This window comes from Bradyrhizobium sp. SOJA106 (assembly GCF_059448745.1).
This window is the reverse complement of sequence record NZ_CM182549.1, coordinates 2226323-2248089: the sequence shown is the minus strand read 5'-3', so window position 1 is coordinate 2248089 and position 21767 is coordinate 2226323. Positions and strand designations below refer to the sequence as shown.

Genomic DNA, 21767 nt, shown 5'->3' with positions numbered 1-21767 from the left:
CATCGCACGCGGAAAGAATCTCCGCGAGATGGATCGTAAGGGCCTGCCGTGGGCACGCCGTGACCCGTCCCGCCTTGGTCTTCCATGGCGCCTAGTTGGCATATTCGCGAAATGAATACTGAAAATCGGAGTACGAGAAGATTCCGAGGATGTGTTGCTGACGCCGATAACCACCAACCGACATCGTCGTGCAGCTATCGGTCTTGTAGTAGCAGGCGCGAATCCGGATCTGCTTGCCGCAGTGATTGTCGAGAATGAGGATATGATTGTAGACGTTCTTGTTGAGCGTCTGACTTTCGGCCGTCGGTGACACGGTGAGACATGGCTTACCGGTCGGATCGAGGCTGCGGGGGCGCGAGACCGTGAAACTCTTGGGCTGCGTCAGCGGAGAATTCGTCGCGAACTTACCGGAGCCACCGACCGTTTCCTCGGACAAAGGTTCGTTGGCGAGACTTGCCTGTCCGAATGCTGGCCCGCCTCCGAGGCAGATCGTGCCCAGCACAAATGCCATCAAGATCTCGCGCAAGCAATTCGTGCGACCAGCCAAAGAGAGGACCGGTCCGATGGCTCGAGCCATCGTCTTTTCAAGCATTAGTGCGCGCATCTTCCGCATCACATTCCAAATTATTGCTGCCGTCCCAAGGGGTCGCGCAACTTCACTCCGGGCACCGCAAGATCCGCACCTTCAGCACGGGCCATGCGCGCAAATTGATATCGCATGGTCGGATCCGTCCACTCCAGCTCCGACAGCAATTTATCGCGAATAGGCCAGCCCGCCCCCAAAACGTTACGCACGGCGGTAGCGAGCAAGCCCGAGTTCACCAATGCGGCAAATTCGGTGCGGACGGCACTCTTTTGATCTTCCGCCAACAACTCATAAACCGCAAGGGAATAGACATTTCGACGGACGGCTATCCATCCCTCGACCGGGGCCAGCCGGTACGACATCGCAAGGCTGGCAAGCTCCGGTCCGGCCGGAGCTCCCTGATTGATCCGTATCCAGTACCGGATGAACCAGAGGAAGCCTTCGGTCGGAGCACATGTGATCGCCTTGTCGAGTGCTTCGCGCGCTCCCATGAGCAGTTGATCTGCCCGCTTCGGGTCAGCCGCGGCCACCGCTTCCTCGTACAGACGGGTACGGATGATCAAATCGCTACGGAGCTCAATTGGGTTGCAAGGGATCCGCAGTTCGGCGGCTTTCAGCTCGGGCAGCAATGCCTCAAGCCGATCGAAACGATCCGAAGCGAGAATTCGCGTAGCGAATCCGTTCAGACGCGTCTCGTGATCGGGGTGGATGAGAAAAAAAACACCCCACCCCCCGGCCAGAAGACAAGTACAGGTCGCAAGAAGCCTAACGGTGAGCAGCAGGCGCAACGATCCTTTTTAATCGACATAGCCGTAACGGTGGTAATAGCGATTTCGATAGTAATCACCGCGGTACGAATCGTAGCGACCAAGCGCTCCGATATCTACCTTGTTCAACACAACGCCCATTAGCTTTTTCTGCACACTCGGTGCTTCGTCGAGGCAACGCTTGACGACGTCGATCTTGGTCTCGGCCCATTCCACCACCAGAGCATAGTGGTCCACGATACGCGACGTGCCGCGCACATCGATAACGGGCGCGAGCGGAGACAAGTCGACGATGATGAGATCGTAGTGGTTTCGGAGCGCCTTGAACAATCTTTCCATCGGAGCCGAGGCCAGCAAATCGGCCGAGTTCGACGATCGTGATGCGATGACGCAAGGCAGGAAATGGAGCGTGGACTGACTGTCAGTCCAGATCAGCTCCTTGAGCTCCGCTTGACCGAGCACAAGCTCGATTAGCCCTGCCTGCGCATCCGGGGAGAAGCGCCTGGTCAGCGATGGGTTGCGGATATCGCAGTCCACAAGAAGCGTGCGCGTGCCACTCATGGAGCTCGCCTGCGCTATGGCGCCGGCAATCGTCGATTTACCTTCATTAGGCAATGACGATGTGATGCCAATGATCTTGCAGGACGCCTCATCCCTGCTCAAATCGATTGCCATCTTGATCGCTCTCATAGCTTCCGCAAAACGAGAGAATGGTGCGCGGGTCACGACGCCGGACATGGTCTCAGTGACGTTCATCTGTCGGCCCTGAAGCTGAGCACCCGCAGGATACTCCGAAGGGACGACCCGTTGCTCGGGTTCGCTCCAGCCCCTCAGTTGGCGCCAACCAGAGGCCAGTTTGGCCACAGTTCTCACTTTGCTCCAGCCCGTCTGGGGCAACTCTTCCGGCAGAACGCGCGGCACGACCGCAAGACAACTCATACCCAGCATCGCTTCAACCTGCGGCGCCGTACGGAACACGCGATCCATCATGTCCCTGATGAACGCACCTGCTCCAGCAAACAAGCCGCCGACGAGCACGCTGCCGAGGAGCACGAGCAAGGTCTTCGGTGACGATGGGCTCAGCGATATTGCAGCCGGCGTGATCACGCGAGCTTCGGTGATCGGAAAGGACTGCTGCTGTACCGATACCATGTACATCTGCAGGAAATTGTCGGAGAGAGCACGCGCGCTCTGCGCGTTGCTTTCTAGATCGCGCAGCACGATCTGGGCCTGGCTGGTGTCGTTGGATTGGCTGATCGCGTCGTTGAGGCTCTTCTGGCTGGCCTCCTCGCGCGATTTCGCGATTTCCAGATCACTCTTGAAGCTTTCGGCCGTTCGCCTCAGCTCGTCCTTGATCGACCGCCGGATCTCGCGCATCTGATTGCGCAGATTGATGACCGCAAGATGGTTCGCGCCGTAGCGATTCGACCAGTCCGATTCCTTCGCCGCATAGTCGAGATAGGTCTGACGCAGCTTGACGATGACCGGATTCTGCATCGTGTCAGCCACGGTCGCGAGATCATTGAGAATGACGTTGCGGTCTTCGTCATCAGACTTCAGAATCGCCGTGATACGCTCGAGCCGGGCCTGTGCTTCCGCACGCTGCGCCCGCGCGGTGGTCAGCGCACTGTTGATCTCGGCCAGCTGCTGCTCGCTGAGCAGTCGACCACCCGCGTCGACGATGTTGTTCTTGGCCTTGTAGTCGGCAACGGCGCGCTCGGCAGCCGAGGCCTGAGCCCGGAGCTCCTTCATGCGATCCTGGAGCCACACCGCGGCCCGGCGAGACGCGTTGTACTTCGCCTCGAGAGAGTCGACGATATAGGCCTCCGCCACCGCGTTCGATATCTGCGCGGCGCGCTCCGCGGATGTCGATCGATAGGATATCTCGATGACGTAGCTCAACCCCACGCGTTTAACGGCGAGGTTCTTCTGAAAGCGACTGAGCGCCTTACGCAACTGCTGATACTCGGACGGCGGCGTGGGACTCGAAAACAGAGAAAGAACGGCGCCCAGGACATTGCCGACAAGCCCGCCGCCATCACCGGTAAATTCGGGTTCGTCGACCAAGCGCAAGTCCTTGATGACCGAGAGGGCGATCGTATCCGACTTGATGATCTCGACCTGGCTGTCGATCATCGCCGATTCGATCGGCGCGTCGGCTGCAGCCGATTGTTGTTGCTGCATCAGGTTGATCTTGCGGCTGTCGATGATCAGATTCGCAGTGCTCGTATACATTCGCTGCGCGGTGATCACGTAGAGCAGCCCAAGAGACACGCACGCCAGGAAAACGAAGATCATCAAGGGAAGCTGCCGCGAGACCAGCCCCTTCAACGCCAGAATGGCATCGCTGATCGACAGAAGCTCGGGCTCCGGAGCCTCGACGTTGACTGAAGGCAATCGGCTATGAAGCATGCGCGGAGTACTTTGTTGTTTGAGGAAAGCGATGCTGCGCTGCACTAAAATACCATAGGCATCACGACGAATGTGAGGCGTTCGGCAAAGGCAAGTACTTCGTGAATCGCATCGGGCAGCTATTTCTCAAATATAATCAGGCTGTTGGCGAAGGTCAATCGTCGGCCGGGTCCATCAAATAATCGGCGCAGTGGAGACGGACGAGCAATCGGGCCCCAAGCCGCCGAGGCGAGCGAAACCGGACCCGAAGCCCCTTTTCGAGACGTCCTCCTCTGGCAACGATCAACAGGCCGAGCAAAGCAGGATCGACATAGCTGACCTCTCTCAGGCATACGACGAGTTCACCTGGAAAGTGCTGATACTGATCGAGTGCTTTGCGCAGACCGTCGAGATCAAGGGCACTCGTGCTTCCTTTCAGCCCGATCACGGCACGACCGTCTCGGGCCGTGACGGTCACACCCAGCGGCCCTGCACCCGAGCCGGCAAGCTTGAGCAAAGGGCCGAGCAGCAAAAGCGGGAATGCCTTTGTCGCCAAGAGCTTCGCCAAATCGACGAAATCCTTGGCGTACCGGGCCGCCAAATAGGGCTCCTCCCAAATCCGCCAGAGCCATTCCAGGCCCGTCTTCTGCAGAAACTCCGGCGAGCGTCGTATCGTTCCCGCGACAAAGTTAATGACGGACCCGAGATGCGCGATGACGGGCACGTTGAGATGGGGCGAATTCAGGCTGATCCAGCTATGGCCGCGCTTGGCATTGAGCGCCAGAATCAGCAGGTCGGCACCGGATCGATTGATGTCATCGAGAATGTCCGTTCGGCTCATGCTTTCAATCGAGCCATAGCCCGGGGAAAAACTGCCCGCACTCCGCAAGCAGGGCGACAACTGCGGCAACCGCTCGCAGGCACGTGCTGCGGCACCTTCAGGTCCCCCGAAGAAGTACACTCTCATAGGTCCGGCCGCACCCGACATCATTCTGTCAAAAACTGTCGATCCCGGGACCCTTTCCGGAATGGGGATCCCAAGCATCCGCGATAGAATCACCAGCGGCATTCCATCGACGGTCGAGAGCTGACTCTTGCCAAGAATATCCCGAAATTCCGGGCTCTTCAGACATGAGGTGAGATGGTTCAGGTTTGGCGTCGACCAAACACAGCGATCCCTCCTCGCCACAGACTGCCTCAACTCGGCAATCGTCTCCTCGAGGGAAAGCGCATCGACCGGAATGCCGAACAGGCAATACACCTGACGGCCGAAGTCAACGCGCACCGGATTGAGGTCGCGTTCCGACACATCTGCAATTTTGCGGCTATCTTGAGTCACGATCGGTTCTTACCCAGACGCGCTGACGATTCAAAATGAACTTCAGGTATAGCGGTATCTTCGCCACGACATAGATTGGCACTTTCAGCAAATCCTCGAGTGAGCAGAAGTCCCTCCCGAAGCGAGACCACAACAGCATGACGGCAAGCACGAAAACGGCTGTCGAGACAAAGCTGACGGCGAATGGTGCGGCAGTGCCGGTCCAGAAGAATACCAGGGTTCCCTGGAGCAGCGATGCCACTGTCAAAACCATCAACAGCGACAGCGGCGGCACGATCAGGTCCAGCGCCAAGCCAAGGAGGTTCAAGTCGCGGCGCTTGATCGCGTCGCCGAACAGCCGCGGCGCGTGCGTTATAATCGAATGAAGATACCCGTGTTCCCAGCGCGTCCGCTGTGATTTTTCTGCGCGTATGTCTTCCGGAAATTGGCTCGTCACAACGGCTTCGGGACAGAACAAGGGCGCGCGCCCCAGCAGTGCCAGTTTGAGTCCCAAGGTGAGATCTTCGACCAATTCATCGGTTGCCAGGCTGACTGGCCCAAGCAGATGCGTCGGGAACGACATACCGGATCCTGTTAGCTGTGTCGGCAAGCCGAGCTGCAACCAGCCGAGTGGCCTCACATAATTCTTCGTGAACCAGGCAAGATTCCGGATTGGGGAAAGATCGCCGCTCCGCGTGGGCGTCATCAGATAGGCCGCCTGCACCGGCCTCCCTGTTGACGCTGCAAGTGCCGCGATGCGCGAAAGCGCTCCGTCCGCGACCTGACAATCCGCATCAACAATGATCACCACCTCGGGAGCTCCGGTTCGCGTCAGAAACTGCAAACCGTGATCCAGAGCAAATCCCTTGCCACGATGCATCGGGTCATTGCGAGAGGTGACCTCCGCGCCCGCCGCGGCCGCGATTTCGGCGGTTCGATCAGAGCAGTTATCTGCGACAACCACCAAGCGGTCCAGATCTGTCAGCTCTCGACGGATCGACTGCAAGGTTGACGCAATTCCTTGTTCCTCGTCGTGCGCGGGGACGATGACGGCGAAACCCGCGCGATCGGCTTCTCGCGGAGACAATTGCCCTGTTCCAGCGGCAGCGAAGATCTGGATGGCAAAAACGAGGATCGGAACGGCGATAGCAACCGCTATCGCAACGCTCGCGCAGACGATGAGTACGGACATCATGTTTCCAGAGCGTGGGCGAACAGCGCGCTCAGCTTCCCCGCTTCTGTCTGCACGTTGTGCTGCTCGGCAACGGCGCGAGCGCCTCGCTCGCCCATGGCTTGAAGGATCGATAGGGGCGCATTCAGACAACGGTGCATGGCATCGGCCAGTTCGTCCTCGCTGCCGGCAGGAAACAGCCAGCCATTTTCTTCGTGGACGACAAGTTCAGGATTACCAGCAATGTACGTCGTCAAAACAGGGCGACCGAGCGCCATCGCCTCCATCAGGACAACCGCAAGCCCTTCCGCGAAGCTCGGCAGAACGAACGCACGGGCATCAAGTATCTCGCGACGCACGGCCTCACCATCCGCCCAGCCAATGATACGAACTTTGCCTTGCAACTGGTGATCCCTGATCAACTGCTCGATGATCGGGCGATTCTCCCCGTCCCCAACGAGCACGAGCTCAAAGCTGGCACCCCTGCCTGCCAATCGTGCAGCTGCTGACACCAGTAGCGCCTGCCCCTTCTGCTCGCAGAGTCGTCCCACGCACACCAATCTGTTCGCGCCGTTGGCCAGCACAGAGCTGATCAAGAAACGCTCGTCGACCCCGCAGTGAACCACTTTGATCCTATCCCACCCACTCGGGTGAATAAGACGCATCAGCTGGCCGCGTCCGAACGAGCTGATTGCAACGACGAATTTCGCCCGCTCGACCTTGGTTTTCAGGTTGATCCCAACAATCCGGTCGAACTCCTCGGGGCCATGCACGGTAAAGCTGAAAGAGATTCCTGTGAGGCAATTGACGAGCAATGCGACGTCAGTGGGATTGGTGCCGAAATGGGTGTGAAGATGCGAAAGCTGAAGTCTTGCAAGTTCCCGCGCCAACCAGCACGCCTCGGCCAAATATATGGCGTGAAGAAAGAAGGGACGATCGCTTCGCCGCATCAAGGCCACTGCCATCGTCAAAGATCGCCAGAATCCGCCGGGCGCAGCAAGCATCATCGCCACAACTGCCCATGCAATGGACAACGCGCCCTTGTTCAAAACGTAAGCAGTGCGCTCCAGTTCCGCCCGATCGTCAACGTCCGGCAGTTCCGCATCCCAACCACGCAAGGCAAATCGATGGACCTCCCAGCCCAACCGCTCAAGCGCGAGAATTTCACGCCGGATGAAACTGTGACTGACTTTGGGATATTGGCTTGTTAGATACGCCACACGCTTCCGGAGCGGCGACTTCAGTTCAGGCACGCTTCAAAATCCCTTCGTCGACCGAGGCTTCTCGCACTGCGATAAAATACCAAATCATTGCGGGATCAAGGCGGATTCCTTAGAAATTGGTTATCGCCGCGGCTTGCGCGCGCGAGCAACTCGTTGCGGTGCCTGAAGATGGTTAAAGTCAGCATATATATCCCAACTCGCAATCGCAGATTGCTTCTCGAGCGTGCGCTCAGATCTGTCATACAACAGACACACAGCGATCTTGACATCATCGTCGTCAACGACGCCTCCACGGACGACACGCGCGCGTATCTCGACGGTCTTCGGGCCAGCGAGCCTCGCCTCACGGTAATCCACGCGGATAAGGCAAAAGGAGCGCCCGCCGCACGAAACCGCGCCATAAACGTCGCGACCGGACAATTTATCACCGGATTGGACGATGACGACGAATTCACGCCGACTCGGATCGAGACTCTTCTGAACTACTGGAGCAATCTCGGCGACCAAGCGAACCGCATTTCGGGATTGTTCACGCAAAGCGTGATGACTGACGGCAAATGGTCTTCTCCAACCACCGACCGCAAGGACGAGGTCAGCTACGAAGATCTTTTCCACCACAACTTCATCGGCAACCAGATTTTCTGCCCTACCCAGCACCTCGCGGAAGTCGGCGGGTTTGACGAAAATATGCCCGCCTTGCAGGACCTCGAGCTTTTCATGCGCTTGGTGAGAAGATACGGACCCGCACGTCTCGTTCCTGATTGCAGCTACGTCTGTTACGTCGACGACGGCCGCGACCGCATCTCCAAGAACGCCAAGAAGCGATACGAGGCCTTCGAGAGAATAATGCAGAAGAACGACAAGGCCCCCGCCCATCTCAAACCGTATCTCTTCATGCAGCTCTTCTCTCCCTTCTACGGCACCATACCGAGCTTCGGCGATTGGAGATGCATGATTCAATGGGGCGCCACGCCTGCGCTTCTCGCGAAGATGTTACGCGCAACAATCCGCAACGCCTTGGTCATGGCACGCGGATATGCGCGAAAGAGCGTTGCATAAGGCCAACAACGTCGAGGCAAGCGATGCGACGCGAAGTATCTGGATTTGGTTTGAGTGCGGTCCTGCTCGTTTGCGGCTTTTCGGCCGCGTTCCTCGACGGTGAGGTACGAGCCGGGTCGGGTCGAGATCCGAGACTGCAGCCTTTCTCGAATGCGAGTTTTTGGAATACGCCTCTCGGAAAGGGAGCCTCCTTCCAGGATCCTCAAGAGACTGAGACCGCCATGATCAGGAATGAGAGTGTCGGCGGTCATGCGGCCTCCTACGCCTGGATCGGGGTAGACCTTCTCAAGATAGATAGACAGAAGGCCGACGATCAAGTGATGCGATGGGAATACAAGGGACGCTCAGCGACGGGTCCCTGGTTATTCTCGTCGCCGGTGAATGGAGGATCATTCGAGCTAAAAACGCCTCGTGATATTCAATTCCTGGGAGGGACCGACAGGTATGCCGCGATCATTACCGAGGACGGGCACTACGCGTACGAAGTCTGGAAGGGTTCGTATGATCCCGCGGCCAACGTCTATCGCGCTCACTATGTTGTGCTGACGGATTTGTACGGCTTGGGGAAAGCCAGCCGCGATGGCGCATCCGAAGGCATTCGGGCGTTTGGCGGATCGCTGTTAGGTGGCCTCGTTCGCTGCCATGAACTCGACCAAGGCATCATTCCGCACGCATTGGCCATGGTCATCAGCCCAACCCAGTTGCGGCGAGGCGCGACCGTCGCAGAGCAGAAAGTGTGGCCGGCGACTACGACCGACCATGATGGCCGCAACACCTATTCGGGCAGCGTCCCGATGGGCGCTCTTTTTGCGATTCCTCAATCCGTCGATCTTAACAAGCTTGGTCTGTCGCCCGAGGGAATGGCCCTGGCGCGGGCCTACGCGACCTATGGGGGCTATGTCGTCGATGCTGCGGCTCGAACCAACATGATCGCCGTCACAGAAACCGGATGCCGCAAGGAACAGACTGACAATCTGCAACGCGACAAGCGGAAGATCCTGGCCCAGCTCCGGATGGTCACGAACAGCGGCCCCGACAACGTTGGAGGACCCGGCGAGAGGATTGCACCGCGACCTTCCGAACTGCAGCCGCTTCATTAGCGGCGCCTCGAGAGGCCGACCGAAGGAAGGAAATCGGATAGGCTCAACAAAAAGCGCCGCCGACAAATGTCGGCGGCGCTTTTTGTTGCCGAAAGATATTCGATCGCCGCTGATGGAGTTCAGACTCGAGCCGCCCGAAGGGATCAGAGTCCCTTCGAGTTGATCCTGAGCACTTGCACGTTGTTAGCCGTCACGACCGTGTCGTTCGCGGTCGCCACGATCAGGCGCACGAACTGCAGGAACTTCGCGGTGTCGTAGGTTGCGGCATTTGCCGCGAACAGGACGTCCTTGTCACGCATGTCGAACTTGGTCGCCAGGAAGAAGCCGGCGGGATCTCGGAAATCGACATTGTAGACAACCGGGACCAGCGGGCCGACATACTTCGAGCAGTCCACGCCCAATCGTTCGGCGAGCTCCCGGGGTTCACGGCGGTACACGAACACACCCGCGGGCTCGGCCTGCGTATCAAGCAATCCGCCAGCCTTGGCCATGGCTTGCGCCATGGTGATCTTCCACATGTCAAACGGGAATTGCCCCTGCTGTCCCGCCGCGCCGAACGCCAGGAAGATCTGGGGTTCGCGGTAGACGTAAATGGTATCGCCTGGGTGGACCCACACGTTGTTGTCGGGTTGATACACGAGAGCGCCGAACGGCACCGTTGCACGCTTGCCATTGCGCTCGAGCGTGACCCAGGTCTCCCAGCCCTGCCCCTTCGGGCCGCCGGCGCGGCTGATCACGTCCAGCACACGCTCGCCAGCGGCGTTCGCTTGCAGGCGGGCCGGCGTGTTGACTTCGCCCAGCACGCTGATGAGCGACGTGTTTTGCGTGATCAAGGCGACCACGACCTGCGGCTCGATGGCTCGATTACCGATCGCCTTGACGATGTCCTGCTGAATCTCGCTGGGCGTACGACCGGCCGCCTTGACGGCGCCGGCATACGGCACCGTGATGTTGCCGGCGGTATCGACGTTCTGATTTGGAATCTGGACGAAGTTGCCGGGCCTGACGCCCGCTTCAGCGGGGATGAAGAGACCGCCGGCGGCCGCTTCGAAGATCGTCACCGAAACGACGTCGCCAATACCGAATTTGATGCTGCGCGGGGGTGACTTGTCGGGGAAGGTGCCGGCCAGTGCGCCCGGACCATATTCCTTCAGAATGTCGACGACGGTCGGCGTGAGCTTGACGAGCCCGTACTCAGGCCCCGCCTTCGTCACCTCGCTCTTGATGACGTGGTCCTCGGGACCAGAGCTGGGCATGATCGCGCAACCTGTCGAACACAGCAGAACGACCGAAAGCAATGCCGATAAAGTAATGCTGGATCTCACGCCCAACCCCAATGGTAATCCGGGCCGAGAAGTGGGCTGAATCCTCAACAGAGTCAACGTAATCCCTATCGATCTGCTTTAATTGGATTGAGGTTGTTGCGCCGCAGCTACATCGGCAACGCCGCACAGATGACCGTCATCGCGCTCAGACAAAAGTTGCCTAAGCGCAGCCCATTTTTTGCCTGTTATGTGGTCAGTACGCGTTACCCCGACGGGTGACCTCGAGGCAGGTGAGCATCAAAATCTTCAGGTCGAGCGCGAGACTCCAGTTGTTGATGTACCAGAGATCGCAATCCACCCGGCCTTTCATTTGCTCGACCCTTGCGGTCTCGCCGCGATACCCGCGAACTTGCGCCCAGCCGGTTATTCCAGGTTTCACGTGATGCCTGAATGCGTACTCCGCCAGCAGGTCACCGTAATGGTTGTCGTGCGCCAACGCATGCGGTCGAGGTCCGACCAGCGACATTTCGCCGGTGAGGACGTTCAAGAGCTGAGGGACCTCGTCGATGCTCGACCGCCGCAGAACACGCCCGACGCGGGTCACGCGAGGATCGAAGCGCTTGGCCTGAACCACCGCAGCCCCGTCTTCCATCACCGTCATGGTGCGAAACTTGAAGATCGAAAACTGCTTGGCGTTGAAGCCATTGCGGCGCTGGCGGAAGAAAATGGGGCCGGCAGAATCTAGCTTGATCGCGATGGCGCTCAAAATCATGAGCGGCGCCAGAATGATCAGACCGAGCGATGCGCCGACAATGTCGACCACTCGTTTCGAAAACTGTTCCGCGCGCGACAGCGGCCCGCGCTGGATTTCGATCGATAAAGATCGACGCAGGCGATAGGACGGATTCTCAGCCAGCGCACGAATTCGCCTGTCTGGCACCAACTGCACCGGGAGAGGCGACACCCTCAGGCGGTCCCGCACCAATTCGAGCTTACGCGTATCGGTCCACGGCAGCGCCAATACGATTTCGTCGACCGCCGACTCGCGGCCAATTGCCAGCGCGCGATCGAGCAACGACGATTCTTCCTCGGTCATCGCAAATCCGCCGTTGCGATCCGATGAAAAGACGACGCGCGCCATCTCGGTCAAACCGAAGCGTTCAAGCAATTCTTCGACCCCAAGCGCGGCAAGTTCTTCCCGCGTTCCGATGACGATGGCACGCCTGCCCTGCACCTGGCCGTCGGCGACAGCAGCTGCGACGAATCGTTTCGAAAAGCGGCGGCAGGCCAAAAGCAGCGCCAGGGCAAGCAAGCCGAAGCAGATGATCGAGCCGCGTGAGAAAACCGCCCCGGTCTTCATCAGAAACGCCAGCAGGGTCAGCAGCAAGCCGACCATGGACCATTGCGCGAAAATGCGCCCGGCGTCTCGACTTCTCTTGGAGAATGCGATGCGCAAATCGTAGAAGCCGCCGGATTGACCAATCAGCACATAGAGCAACGCAGCTGTAAGGCCAGCGCCAAGCAACTGGTCTGCGTTCCTGAACTCGCCGGTCGTGACAAGCTGGTAAAGGCCGCCGCCGACGACGGCAGCGGACGCGATCAGGAACGCGTCGGCCAGCGCGAGCAGATATTGCAGGGCGGAGTAAGGGATCTTGACGCGCCCTCCTCCGGAATTCGTCCCTGGCAACGTTTGGTATTGCATTGCGGAGGTCTCCAAGGCCGCACGCTCCGCTGGCCCGCACCCGCGTGCGTCCCGCTCCATCGGACTGTGGGGGATCAAGATCGCCTCCCGCAACAAAGACGTAACGTGAGATTAACTACGGTTAGAAACAACATTTTTTGCTGCAATGCAATAAGATTGCGCAGCGCAATGCATCAAGTTTGTATGATACGAGTACTGCCAAATTGATCATCAGCTCGTCAAGGCCAAGGCCCGCAATGGGCAATTGTCTGGTTCGAAGCCTTCAAGTTGGAAACCTTCAAGATGTTCCGCGAATTGTTTCTCGTGGTCGCGATCGCGCTCCCGTGCTCTGCATCCGCTGACTCAACGCGTCTTCCTCAAAGTTGCGTGCCCGGTGCTGATCCAGACCAGCGTCAGCGCTGCGACGATGCGGTATCGCAGCAATTGAACTCGTCGAGCCAATTGACGTCTCTCGATGGAGGTTGGCGGTTGGTCAAGACGCGCAATCCAAATGGCGGTGCGGATATCGTCGCAATCATGCGCACGGCCGACACGACAAGATCGGACCTGAATCTGGCCGGATTGAGCCTGCGTTGCGCAGAGTTCGGGACGGAAGTGATGCTGACCCTGCTGGAACAACAGCCTCGCGCAAGCCACCCAAAAGTCACCCTGGCCGCGGGATCTGATCGAGTTCAACTCGAGGCAACAGTCAACCAAAGCGCAGAGTCGATCGTATTACCGCAGAGCGCATCCGCACTCGCTGCTGGCCCTTGGCAGACGTTTCCGGAGCTCAACGTAGAGATCGCAACGACGCCGACGCCAACCCGCGGGATCATTCCCCTCGCAGGACTGGGCAATGCCATGCGGGCGCTGCGATCAAGCTGCGCGCTGCGCTAGAAGCCCTCTTGCCAAGCTTCACGGATTCTTAGGGAACCAGGTGAAAAGGTGGTCGCCGGGAGACAAAAATGGTTCCGGTCGCCTTATTTTCATTTCTGGTAGGTGCGGTGCTCGCATGGCGCTTTCGCGTCTGGATACTCGTGCCAGTTACTCTGCTCGCGGCCATGGCGGCCACACTGCTCGCGCTGTTGCATGGCGAGGATTTCGCGTCGACATTGTCGCAGGCCTTTTTGGCCGGCGCGCTCACACAAATCGGCTACGGCTTCGGCTTGGTCGGCCGTCACGTCCTCGCCGTATTGAGAACGCCGTCTGCGACGAGATCGCGCACTGCGGCCGTCGCTCTGTTGTACAGGCAGCGGCCAAACCGCTGATCATTCCGTTCGAGCGGTGCGCTGCCCTCCACGTCTAGACGCGCACGACATCCGCAGAGTCGCAACCGAAAGCCAATCGGTCGGGATCTGATCCGCGTATTTGGCACACCTCGCTCGATGTGCGATAAGCACCGGCCCATAGCGTCTGCCCGACTCTCGCACGAAGAATTTTCGCTTGCAGATTTCCGTTCGCCTTTTGATCATCGTGCTGGCTGCATGCCCCGCGCTGGCAACCATTCGTATCTCTCTGGTCGAGCAGCTCGTTTCTGCTGCAGCTGCAATGATTCTCGTATGCGCAGCCACGAGAGAACAGGCCGAGATATCCGGTGCAGCTCGGTTCATAAGTCCGCTGGCGCTCTCGCTCGCCTTGCCCGCTTTATGGATGATCTTCCAGGTGACGCCCCTTCCCTTTCCTGCGCTCGTCAATCCAATTTGGAGGATGGCGACCGTAGCCCTTGGCGAGCCCGTCGCCGGGAGAGTCAGCATTTCACCGGACGACACACTACGAAGCCTTATGGTCTACCTGGCCATGCTCTCGCTTTTTATTTCTACGGTGATTGTCACGCGAGACCGGCACCGGGCTGAAACGCTGTTCTATGCATTGAGTACGGTAACGACCTTCATGTCGGCGATGGTGCTGATCTCGCGCTTTGGAGGCGTTCCCGGCCTGATCCCGTCGACGGACGGCGCAGCTTCCGCCTTCGCTGCAGCGGGTGCACTGTCGGTCCTCATGAACGCAGCAACGATCATCATGATGATCGGAAGGAATTGGGGCAGCGGCGTAGCGCAAGGCGTGTCAACGACAGTGCTGGTCCAGTTCGCACTCGTTCTCGTTGGGCTCGGCATCTCACTCGCCGCCTTGGCCAGTCTTGCTTCCATTGGTCTGACGACAGCAGTGGCCCTGGGAGTTGTCTCACTCATCCTCGTGGCCGCGAGCCGCCATCTTGAGGTCGGATGGTGGCCCGCGCTCGTTCTATTCGCGATCGTCACAGCGATCGTGGCCGCAACAGCGATCACGCGCCTTCAGGGGATCGCGTCGTGGACGATCGTTGATTTGGCGCAGGCGGCGAACGCAGCGCAGCGTTCAATGGCGCAGCGCATGATGGCGGACGCGCCGCAACTCGGCAATGGGGTCGGAACGTTCCAGTCGCTCGAGCCCGTCTATCGCGATTTCGAAGCAACGCCGGTTATCGAACTGCCATCCGCCGCGGCCACAATGGCAATCGAGTGGGGCAAACCGGCGTTGGCTTTCATCGTCCTGATGGTTGCCTATGTCTTTGGCGTGATGTTCCGAGGGGCCGTTCGGCGCGGACGCGACTCGCGTTATGCTTCCACGGCTGCTGCCGGCCTGATTGTCCTGCTTTGCGAGGCGTTCCTCGACAGCGGTCTCCTGAATGCCGCCGTTCAGATCCTCGCAACCATCACGATCGGGATCGGAGTGGCGCAGAGCATGGGCCGCACGAGCGCCGCAACTAAGGCTCATACCCGACGCGAAGCGATCGTGGCCCACAATCTGTTGTGATCTGGCGTCTGAATTCGAACCCAGCGATAGGGTGCGCGGGACCAGGGCTTGATACTCGGGCTCAAATTGTCGAGCACGAGATCGCCATTCTTCGTGCGAACGACGAGAACGAGATGATGCTCCCCGGAATTGGTGACCACCTCGCTCAGGAGCAGAGCGCGGGCCGGCCAACCCTGAGCCAGGAGTTGATGGCGCTTCGTGACCGCATAGTCGTTGCAATCACCACGATCCGGACCGATCAGCCAAGTCTCGCCGGCTAGTCCAAGCTCGTTGCGCTCAGGGATGATGTCCCTGTTGACCGCTCGATTGACTTCGTTGAGCTGGTCCCATCGCTCGGCCGTCAGCTTCACCGGACCGCCGCGGAACATTGGGCGCTTGCGACATTCATCGACATATCGAGCACAGAATTGCGTGTACGCGAACGGAGCCAACGCATTGGCTTCGAATTTGATGTGCTGGATAGCCGACTGCAGTCCCATCGGCATTCCCAACAGACCAGCTTGAACCGGCTGAAACCCGAGGGCGATCGCGGCGGCCCCCGTGACCACCCAGGCTGAAATCTTACGCATGCTTGACTCCCCACAACACTCTTGAGGAGCACGCTAGATGGAACGATTTGAGATTCTGCGCCGTTCGACCAATCAAATGGAATCAAACGGTCTCGTTCTTCGACACGAGTCATTTACCAATCTCCACTGCAAGCTCGAGACGAACCGAAATCGAGAAAATACTCGCGGTCGTCGCCCATCGAAGACTCGGCGCCAATTCGGCGGGGCTTTGGAATGCGGTAACCCTGACGAATTCTGCTGCCGCCGTTCCGAGACGGACCATGATCCGTCAACAAGACACCCTTGCAACCCGGAGCGCGCGATAGGAACCTCGTTTTCCCCGGGGAGAGGCGGCCATTTGGCAAGTGTGCGCTAACGGTTCCCCATGTGAGCAAAACGATAGGACGCAGTTCTTTTCGGCGCGCGCATCGGTTGGTGGCTCGAACGCGCGGCTCACACCAGCGCAATGTTGCGGCGCGCAGCGATCGTGCAAGTCAAGACTACGACTGCCGGGCAAAATACGGGACTGGCGGTTTCCGATTAATGTCTGGTTGCTTCTACCGATCAGAACCCATCGATAGACTTCGCGCGATAGAGACGTCTTCGGCCCTACACATCCATCAGCCTCGACACATGGGTGGGTTCCAATGGCCTCGACTACTCCTACGGTTATATCGACAACGACCAAGCTCGCGGACGGGTCGACGCAGACCCAGACCTACACGAACGGCGTTCTCTCCAGCAGCGTGATCAAATATCCGGCCGGCTCGACCAACGTGTCCGACACGAAGCTCTATACGACGGTCAATGGACAGGCGGTCCTCACCAGCGACACCGTAGTGCATGCCGACAAGAGCAAGGATGTTTATCTCTCCAACATCACCGGCAAGACCTACGTCGCCGAGCACGAAGTCTACAACGCTGCGGGTGTCCTCACCAACATGGTCCGCACCCATGCGGACGGAACCCTCGACTTCAACTACACGCTGAGCGCCGACGGCACCAAAGCGTCACTGCAATACAACGCAAACGGCAGTCTGCTGACGTCCAGCAGCATTGTAGGAGCTGACGGCTCCTCGGATACGCTCATCTACACCAACGGTGTGGTCACCGGCGAAACGGTCGTCCATGCCGACAAGAGCAAGGATGTCTACTACTCCCACATCGCCGGCAAGACCTACGTCGCTCAGCACGATGTTTTCAATGCGGCAGGCGTTCTCACCAGCTCGGTGCGCACCCATGCCGACGGCACTCTCGACTACACCTTTAGCCTGGGCGCCGACGGCACCAAGACGGCTCTCCAATACAACGCCACCGGCAGCGCCGTAACCTCCCGCGCGGTCACCAAGCCAGACGGCTCCTCGGACACGCTCGCCTATACCAACGGCGTTCTCACCAGTGAGGCCGTCGTACACACCGACAAGAGCAAGGACGTCTATCTGTCCAGCATCACCGGCAAGACCTACGTCGCCGAGCACGATGTGTACAACGCTGCCGGTGTGCTCGTTAGCGCGGCGCGCACCCATGCCGACGGCACTCTCGATTACACGTACGTTTTAGGCGCAGATGGCACCAAGACCATGCTGCAATACAATGCCAGCGGCAGCCTGGCGTCCCGTGCGATAGTACGTGCGGACAATTCGTCCGACACTTCCGTCTATTCCAATGGGGTGCTCACCAGCGACACGGTCGTCCACGCCGACAAGAGCAAAGACATCTATCTCTCCAACATCACGGGGAAGACCTATGTCGCCGAGCACGACGTCTACAACGCCGGCGGCGTCCTTATCAGCACGGTGCGTACCCATGCCGACGGCACCCGCGACTTCACCTACGCTCTGGGTGCGGACGGCACCAAGACATCCCTGCAGTACAACGCAAATGGCGGCCTGCTGATGTCCAGCAGCGTTGCAAAGGCGGACGGTTCCTCGGACACCCTCGTCTACACCAACGGTGTCGTCACCGGCGAGACGGTCATCCATGCCGACAAGAGCAAGGACATCTACTACTCGCAGATCGCCGGCAGGACCTACGTCGCTCAACATGACGTCTTCAACGCGGCCGGCATTCTCACCAGCTCGGTGCGCAACCACGCCGACGGCACGCTCGACTACACCTTCAACCTGGGCGCTGACGGCACCAAGACAGCACTACAGTACGATGCCACTGGCAGCGCGCTGACGTCCCGCACGATCACGAAGACCGACGGCTCGTCGGACAGTTTCGCCTACACAAAAGGCGTCCTGACCAGCGAGACGGTGTTGCATGCGGACAAGACCAAGGACGTCTATCTCTCCAACATCACCGGCAAGACCTACGTTGCCGAGCACGACGTGTACAACGCCGCCGGCGTGCTCACCAGCGCTGTGCGCAGCCATGCCGACGGCACCCGCGATTTCACTTACACTCTGGGCGCGGACGGGACCAAGACGTCCCTGCAGTACAGCGCCAGTGGCAGCCTGCTGACGTCCAGCATCGTCGTGAAGGCAGACGGCTCCTCGGACACCCTCGCCTACACCAATGGTGTCGTCACCGGCGAAACGGTCATCCATGCCGACAAGAGCAAAGACGTCTACTACTCGCAGATCGCCGGGAGGACCTACGTCGCTCAACACGACGTCTTCGATGCGGCCGGCGCTCTCACCAGTTCGGTGCGCACCCACGCAGACGGCACGCTCGACTACACCTACACTCTGGGCGCAGACGGCACCAAGACGATCCTCCAATACAACGCCGCCGGCAGCACCATAACGTCCCGCTCGATCGTGAAGGCGGATGGCTCCTCGGATACGCTCGCCTACACCAACGGCGTCCTCACGGGCGAGACCGTGGTGCATGTCGACAAGACCAAGGACGTCTATCTGTCCAACATCACCGGCAAGATCTACGTCGCCGAGCACGACGTCTACAACGCCGCCGGCGTTCTCACCAACACCATCCGCACCCATGCCGACGGCACCCGCGACTTCACCTACGCACTGGACGCAGACGGCACCAAGACATCCCTTCAATACAACGCCAATGGCAGCCTGCTGACGTCCAGCAGCGTTGTGAAGGCAGACGGCTCCTCGGATACGCTTGCCTACACCAACGGCGTTCTCACCAGCGAGACCGTCGTACACACCGACAAGAGCAAGGACGTCTATCTGTCCAACATCAGCGGCAAGACCTACGTCGCCGAGCACGACGTCTACAACGCCGCCGGTGTCCTCATGAGCGCGGCGCGCACCCACGCCGACGGCACTCTCGACTACACGTACGTTTCGAGTGCAGACGGCACCAAGATAATCGACTATTTCGACACGACAGGCGTCCTCAAATCAGAGGTAACCATCGACACGAACGGCACTACGGACACGCGAACCTATGCGAATGTCTCCAGCCATGCCGTCCTGAGCAGCGACGTCTTGACGTATCCGAAAGGCTCGGCCGACATCTCCGACACTAAGCTCTATACGGTGGTGAACGGTCAGGCCACACTCACCAAGGAGACCGTGCTTCACGCGGACAACAGCAAGGACGTCTACCTGACGAACGCAGCGGCGACGCCCTACGTCTCCGAACATGACGTGTATGACGCCACCGGCTTTCTCAAGTCAAAGGACCAGGTCGCTCTCGACGGCACGCATACCCGAACCGTCTACTCGAGTGGTGCCGACGAGAGCTTCACCAGCAGCGGGTCCGAGACGCTGGTCTTCAAGTTCGATTTCGGTCACGACACGATCGCCTCCTTTGACTTCGGCAGCGATCATGTTGAAATCGACTCGACCGCCTTTACCAGCGTGCCCGACATGCTGCAGAATCACACGACGGACACCGCCGCCGGCGCTGTCATCGACGACGGGCACGGCAACACGCTGACATTCTCCGGGCTCAGCAAGGCCGACTTGATATCTCATCAGCAGGATTTCGAGCTTTCCGGGCACCACTTCTTCTCGGCGGGCAGCCTCTGGAATACGCCCATCAGCGAGCTGAACGTCCACTACTCCGATCCGAACGCGATTCAGAACCAGCAATTCAAAAGCACCAGTCTCGCCAACACCTGGGTCCAATCGGAGAACGTCTTCTTCACCACGCCGTCGGATGCGCCGAGCATGAAGTGGACATTTGACGTTCTGAACCAGGCAACCGTGGGTGGAGGCTTCTCGTCGCACGGAACGCTGCAGATTACGACACCGACCAATTTGACGCCGACGCATGCCAGCGACGGCTGGGTCGTCTTTGCCGATCCTGACGGCATCCACTATTGGGAGGCGTGGAAAGCCAGCTACGATTCGGCAAGCCAGACCTGGCATGCGAGCTACCTCGTTGAAGGTGACCTGAACGGCACCGGATGGGGAACCGCAGTGGGCGTCGGCGCGGGAGTCCGCGCATCAGGTGCGTCTCTTCTCGGAGGCCTCATCACGACCGACGAGTTGAATAGCCTTTCGATCAACCACGCCATGGCCATCGAACTGGACCCGACCCAACTCAAGGCAGGGACCAGCCAACTCGACCAGTTCGTCTTCCCTGCCGTGGCGGCCGATGGCGGGAGCGTCAACACCTACAAGGGTACAATCCCGGTCGGAGCCCACTTCGCCCTGCCAACCGACCTTGATGTCGAGCACGCTGGTCTGACGCCGGAGGGCTTGGCGGTTGCGAGAGCCTATCAGCAGTATGGAGGCTACGTGGTGGACGCCGCCGGACACACCGCCTCTATCGCCATGGTCGAGGAAGCGACCACTCAGCAGCTGGCCGATTTACGCCACGACGCCGCTTGGATCCGCGATCATCTGGTGATGGTGTAGGGCCGCTAAACGCGAATGAAGACCGGGCGAACATCAAGCTCATGGCCGGCGATGCATGCTTGTCGCCGCCGGCCAGACACGCGGATCACGGCACGAACAGACCGGAAAACCGCCCCCGGTAGATGCCCGCAAGATAGCGCCAGATTGATTGCCCATCGGCTCGAGAATGAGACGTTTGGCGCACTTCCCGCCCTTTCCGATACCCTCTATAGGACCGGCTCATACCACTTGGGCACAATTGCTTACTGAATCTGTTTAGGATGGGAGGTACGGTCGCGTTATCCGAATCGTATTACCTGCAGGCGTTACAGGTCCCCAAGTCGCTATGATCAAATGGCCCCGTTCGAAGGCGCAAATGCCGAAGCCGAGGTTGCCGAATGGCATCCGCATCTATGCGATCAGCGACGTCCACGGATGCGCCAATCTTCTCGAGCAGATGTTTACGGTCATCGACAAGGATCTCACGACGATCGGCTCGATGCGGCCGATCCATGTCTTTCTCGGCGACTACATCGATCGTGGCCCGGATTCGTACCGCACCATCGAACTTTTGATCGAACGAGGCCGCAAGCATGAGTCGGTGTTTCTCAAGGGCAATCACGAGGAGTTCCTGCTGGATGTCCTGAAAGACCCCGCCCAGTTCGATCAATGGAAGCAGTTCGGCGGCCTGCAGACGCTGGCGTCCTACGGCCTCAAACCCTCTCTCAACCCCAGCGCAGCGGAACAAGCCGAACTCATCCAGGAGCTGTCAGCAAGAATTCCGCTTCATCAGCATCGATTCTTTCAAGGTCTGCGCCCTCGCTTTGTCTGCGGGGACTTCTTCTTCGTTCACGCCGGCGTCAGACCGGGCGTCCCGCTGGCACGTCAGCAGGAGCACGACCTCCTCTGGATCCGAGAGGAATTTCTACGAAGCGAAGCCTTTTTCGGCAAATACGTCGTCCATGGACACACACCGGTTCAGGAGCCCGATATCCGTCCTAACCGGATCAATATCGACACGGGCGCCTATGCAACCGGCAATTTGACGTTGTTGACTATTCAAGGGCATAGTCTCCTGGCGCTTTGAGCGCAATGCTCGGCC

General features: G+C 59.1%; 16 protein-coding genes. 7 read left to right on the top strand and 9 right to left on the bottom strand.

What is annotated here, in order from left to right:
* Positions 1 to 91: 91 nt before the first annotated feature.
* The 6 genes from AC5V87_RS09890 to AC5V87_RS09865 form a co-directional block, all read right to left on the bottom strand.
* Positions 92 to 511, bottom strand: a complete 420-nt coding sequence (locus tag AC5V87_RS09890) for a hypothetical protein (protein WP_495370830.1) — start codon at positions 509 to 511, stop codon at positions 92 to 94.
* Between the two features lie 113 nt (positions 512 to 624).
* On the bottom strand, positions 625 to 1374 hold the full coding sequence (locus AC5V87_RS09885; RefSeq protein WP_495370829.1) for a hypothetical protein: 750 nt from the start codon (positions 1372 to 1374) through the stop codon (positions 625 to 627).
* A 9-nt stretch (positions 1375 to 1383) separates the two neighbouring features.
* Entirely contained in the window at positions 1384 to 3810 is a 2427-nt protein-coding gene (locus AC5V87_RS09880) for a polysaccharide biosynthesis tyrosine autokinase (protein WP_495370828.1), read from the bottom strand.
* A gap of 109 nt (positions 3811 to 3919) precedes the next feature.
* Entirely contained in the window at positions 3920 to 5083 is a 1164-nt protein-coding gene (locus AC5V87_RS09875) for a WecB/TagA/CpsF family glycosyltransferase (RefSeq protein ID WP_495370827.1), read from the bottom strand.
* Positions 5070 to 6254 (bottom strand): glycosyltransferase family 2 protein, encoded by a 1185-nt coding sequence (locus tag AC5V87_RS09870; protein WP_495370826.1) that lies wholly within the window; start codon positions 6252 to 6254, stop codon positions 5070 to 5072. The genes AC5V87_RS09875 and AC5V87_RS09870 overlap by 14 nt, the downstream gene beginning before the upstream one ends.
* Positions 6254 to 7486, bottom strand: a complete 1233-nt coding sequence (locus AC5V87_RS09865) for a glycosyltransferase (protein WP_495370825.1) — start codon at positions 7484 to 7486, stop codon at positions 6254 to 6256. The genes AC5V87_RS09870 and AC5V87_RS09865 overlap by 1 nt, the downstream gene beginning before the upstream one ends.
* Before the next feature lie 138 nt (positions 7487 to 7624).
* Here AC5V87_RS09865 and AC5V87_RS09860 point away from each other — a divergent pair, with 138 nt between their 5' ends.
* A complete protein-coding gene (locus AC5V87_RS09860; protein WP_495370824.1) occupies positions 7625 to 8515 on the top strand; it encodes a glycosyltransferase in 891 nt (296 codons plus the stop codon).
* Positions 8516 to 8736: 221 nt separating this feature from the next.
* Positions 8737 to 9615, top strand: coding sequence for a hypothetical protein (locus tag AC5V87_RS09855; protein ID WP_495370823.1), 879 nt, complete (start codon positions 8737 to 8739; stop codon positions 9613 to 9615).
* A gap of 143 nt (positions 9616 to 9758) precedes the next feature.
* Here AC5V87_RS09855 and AC5V87_RS09850 read toward each other — a convergent pair whose 3' ends face one another.
* Both AC5V87_RS09850 and AC5V87_RS09845 read right to left on the bottom strand, forming a co-directional pair.
* Positions 9759 to 10829 (bottom strand): polysaccharide biosynthesis/export family protein, encoded by a 1071-nt coding sequence (locus tag AC5V87_RS09850; protein WP_495370822.1) that lies wholly within the window; start codon positions 10827 to 10829, stop codon positions 9759 to 9761.
* Positions 10830 to 11133: 304 nt separating this feature from the next.
* A complete protein-coding gene (locus tag AC5V87_RS09845; RefSeq protein ID WP_495370821.1) occupies positions 11134 to 12582 on the bottom strand; it encodes an undecaprenyl-phosphate glucose phosphotransferase in 1449 nt (482 codons plus the stop codon).
* Positions 12583 to 12849: 267 nt separating this feature from the next.
* Between AC5V87_RS09845 and AC5V87_RS09840 the strand changes: the two genes are divergently transcribed.
* The 3 genes from AC5V87_RS09840 to AC5V87_RS09830 all read left to right on the top strand — a co-directional run bounded on the left by AC5V87_RS09840 (position 12850) and on the right by AC5V87_RS09830 (position 15351).
* Positions 12850 to 13458, top strand: a complete 609-nt coding sequence (locus AC5V87_RS09840) for a hypothetical protein (protein WP_495370820.1) — start codon at positions 12850 to 12852, stop codon at positions 13456 to 13458.
* 68 nt (positions 13459 to 13526) lie between these two features.
* On the top strand, positions 13527 to 13829 hold the full coding sequence (locus tag AC5V87_RS09835; protein WP_495370819.1) for a hypothetical protein: 303 nt from the start codon (positions 13527 to 13529) through the stop codon (positions 13827 to 13829).
* 175 nt (positions 13830 to 14004) lie between these two features.
* Positions 14005 to 15351 (top strand): hypothetical protein, encoded by a 1347-nt coding sequence (locus AC5V87_RS09830; protein ID WP_495370818.1) that lies wholly within the window; start codon positions 14005 to 14007, stop codon positions 15349 to 15351.
* On the opposite strand, the gene AC5V87_RS09825 is transcribed toward AC5V87_RS09830, so the two are convergent.
* Positions 15309 to 15920 carry a transglutaminase-like cysteine peptidase gene (locus tag AC5V87_RS09825; protein WP_495370817.1) on the bottom strand — a complete coding sequence of 204 codons (612 nt, stop codon included), beginning with the start codon at positions 15918 to 15920 and terminating at the stop codon, positions 15309 to 15311. The genes AC5V87_RS09830 and AC5V87_RS09825 overlap by 43 nt on opposite strands.
* 626 nt (positions 15921 to 16546) lie before the next feature.
* Here AC5V87_RS09825 and AC5V87_RS09820 point away from each other — a divergent pair.
* Together AC5V87_RS09820 and AC5V87_RS09815 are read left to right on the top strand one after the other, a co-directional pair.
* Complete coding sequence (locus tag AC5V87_RS09820) at positions 16547 to 20686, top strand: hypothetical protein (protein WP_495370816.1); 4140 nt, start codon at positions 16547 to 16549, stop codon at positions 20684 to 20686.
* Positions 20687 to 21041: 355 nt separating this feature from the next.
* Positions 21042 to 21752 carry a metallophosphoesterase family protein gene (locus tag AC5V87_RS09815; RefSeq protein WP_456840316.1) on the top strand — a complete coding sequence of 237 codons (711 nt, stop codon included), beginning with the start codon at positions 21042 to 21044 and terminating at the stop codon, positions 21750 to 21752.
* The last annotated feature ends 15 nt before the right edge of the window (positions 21753 to 21767 follow it).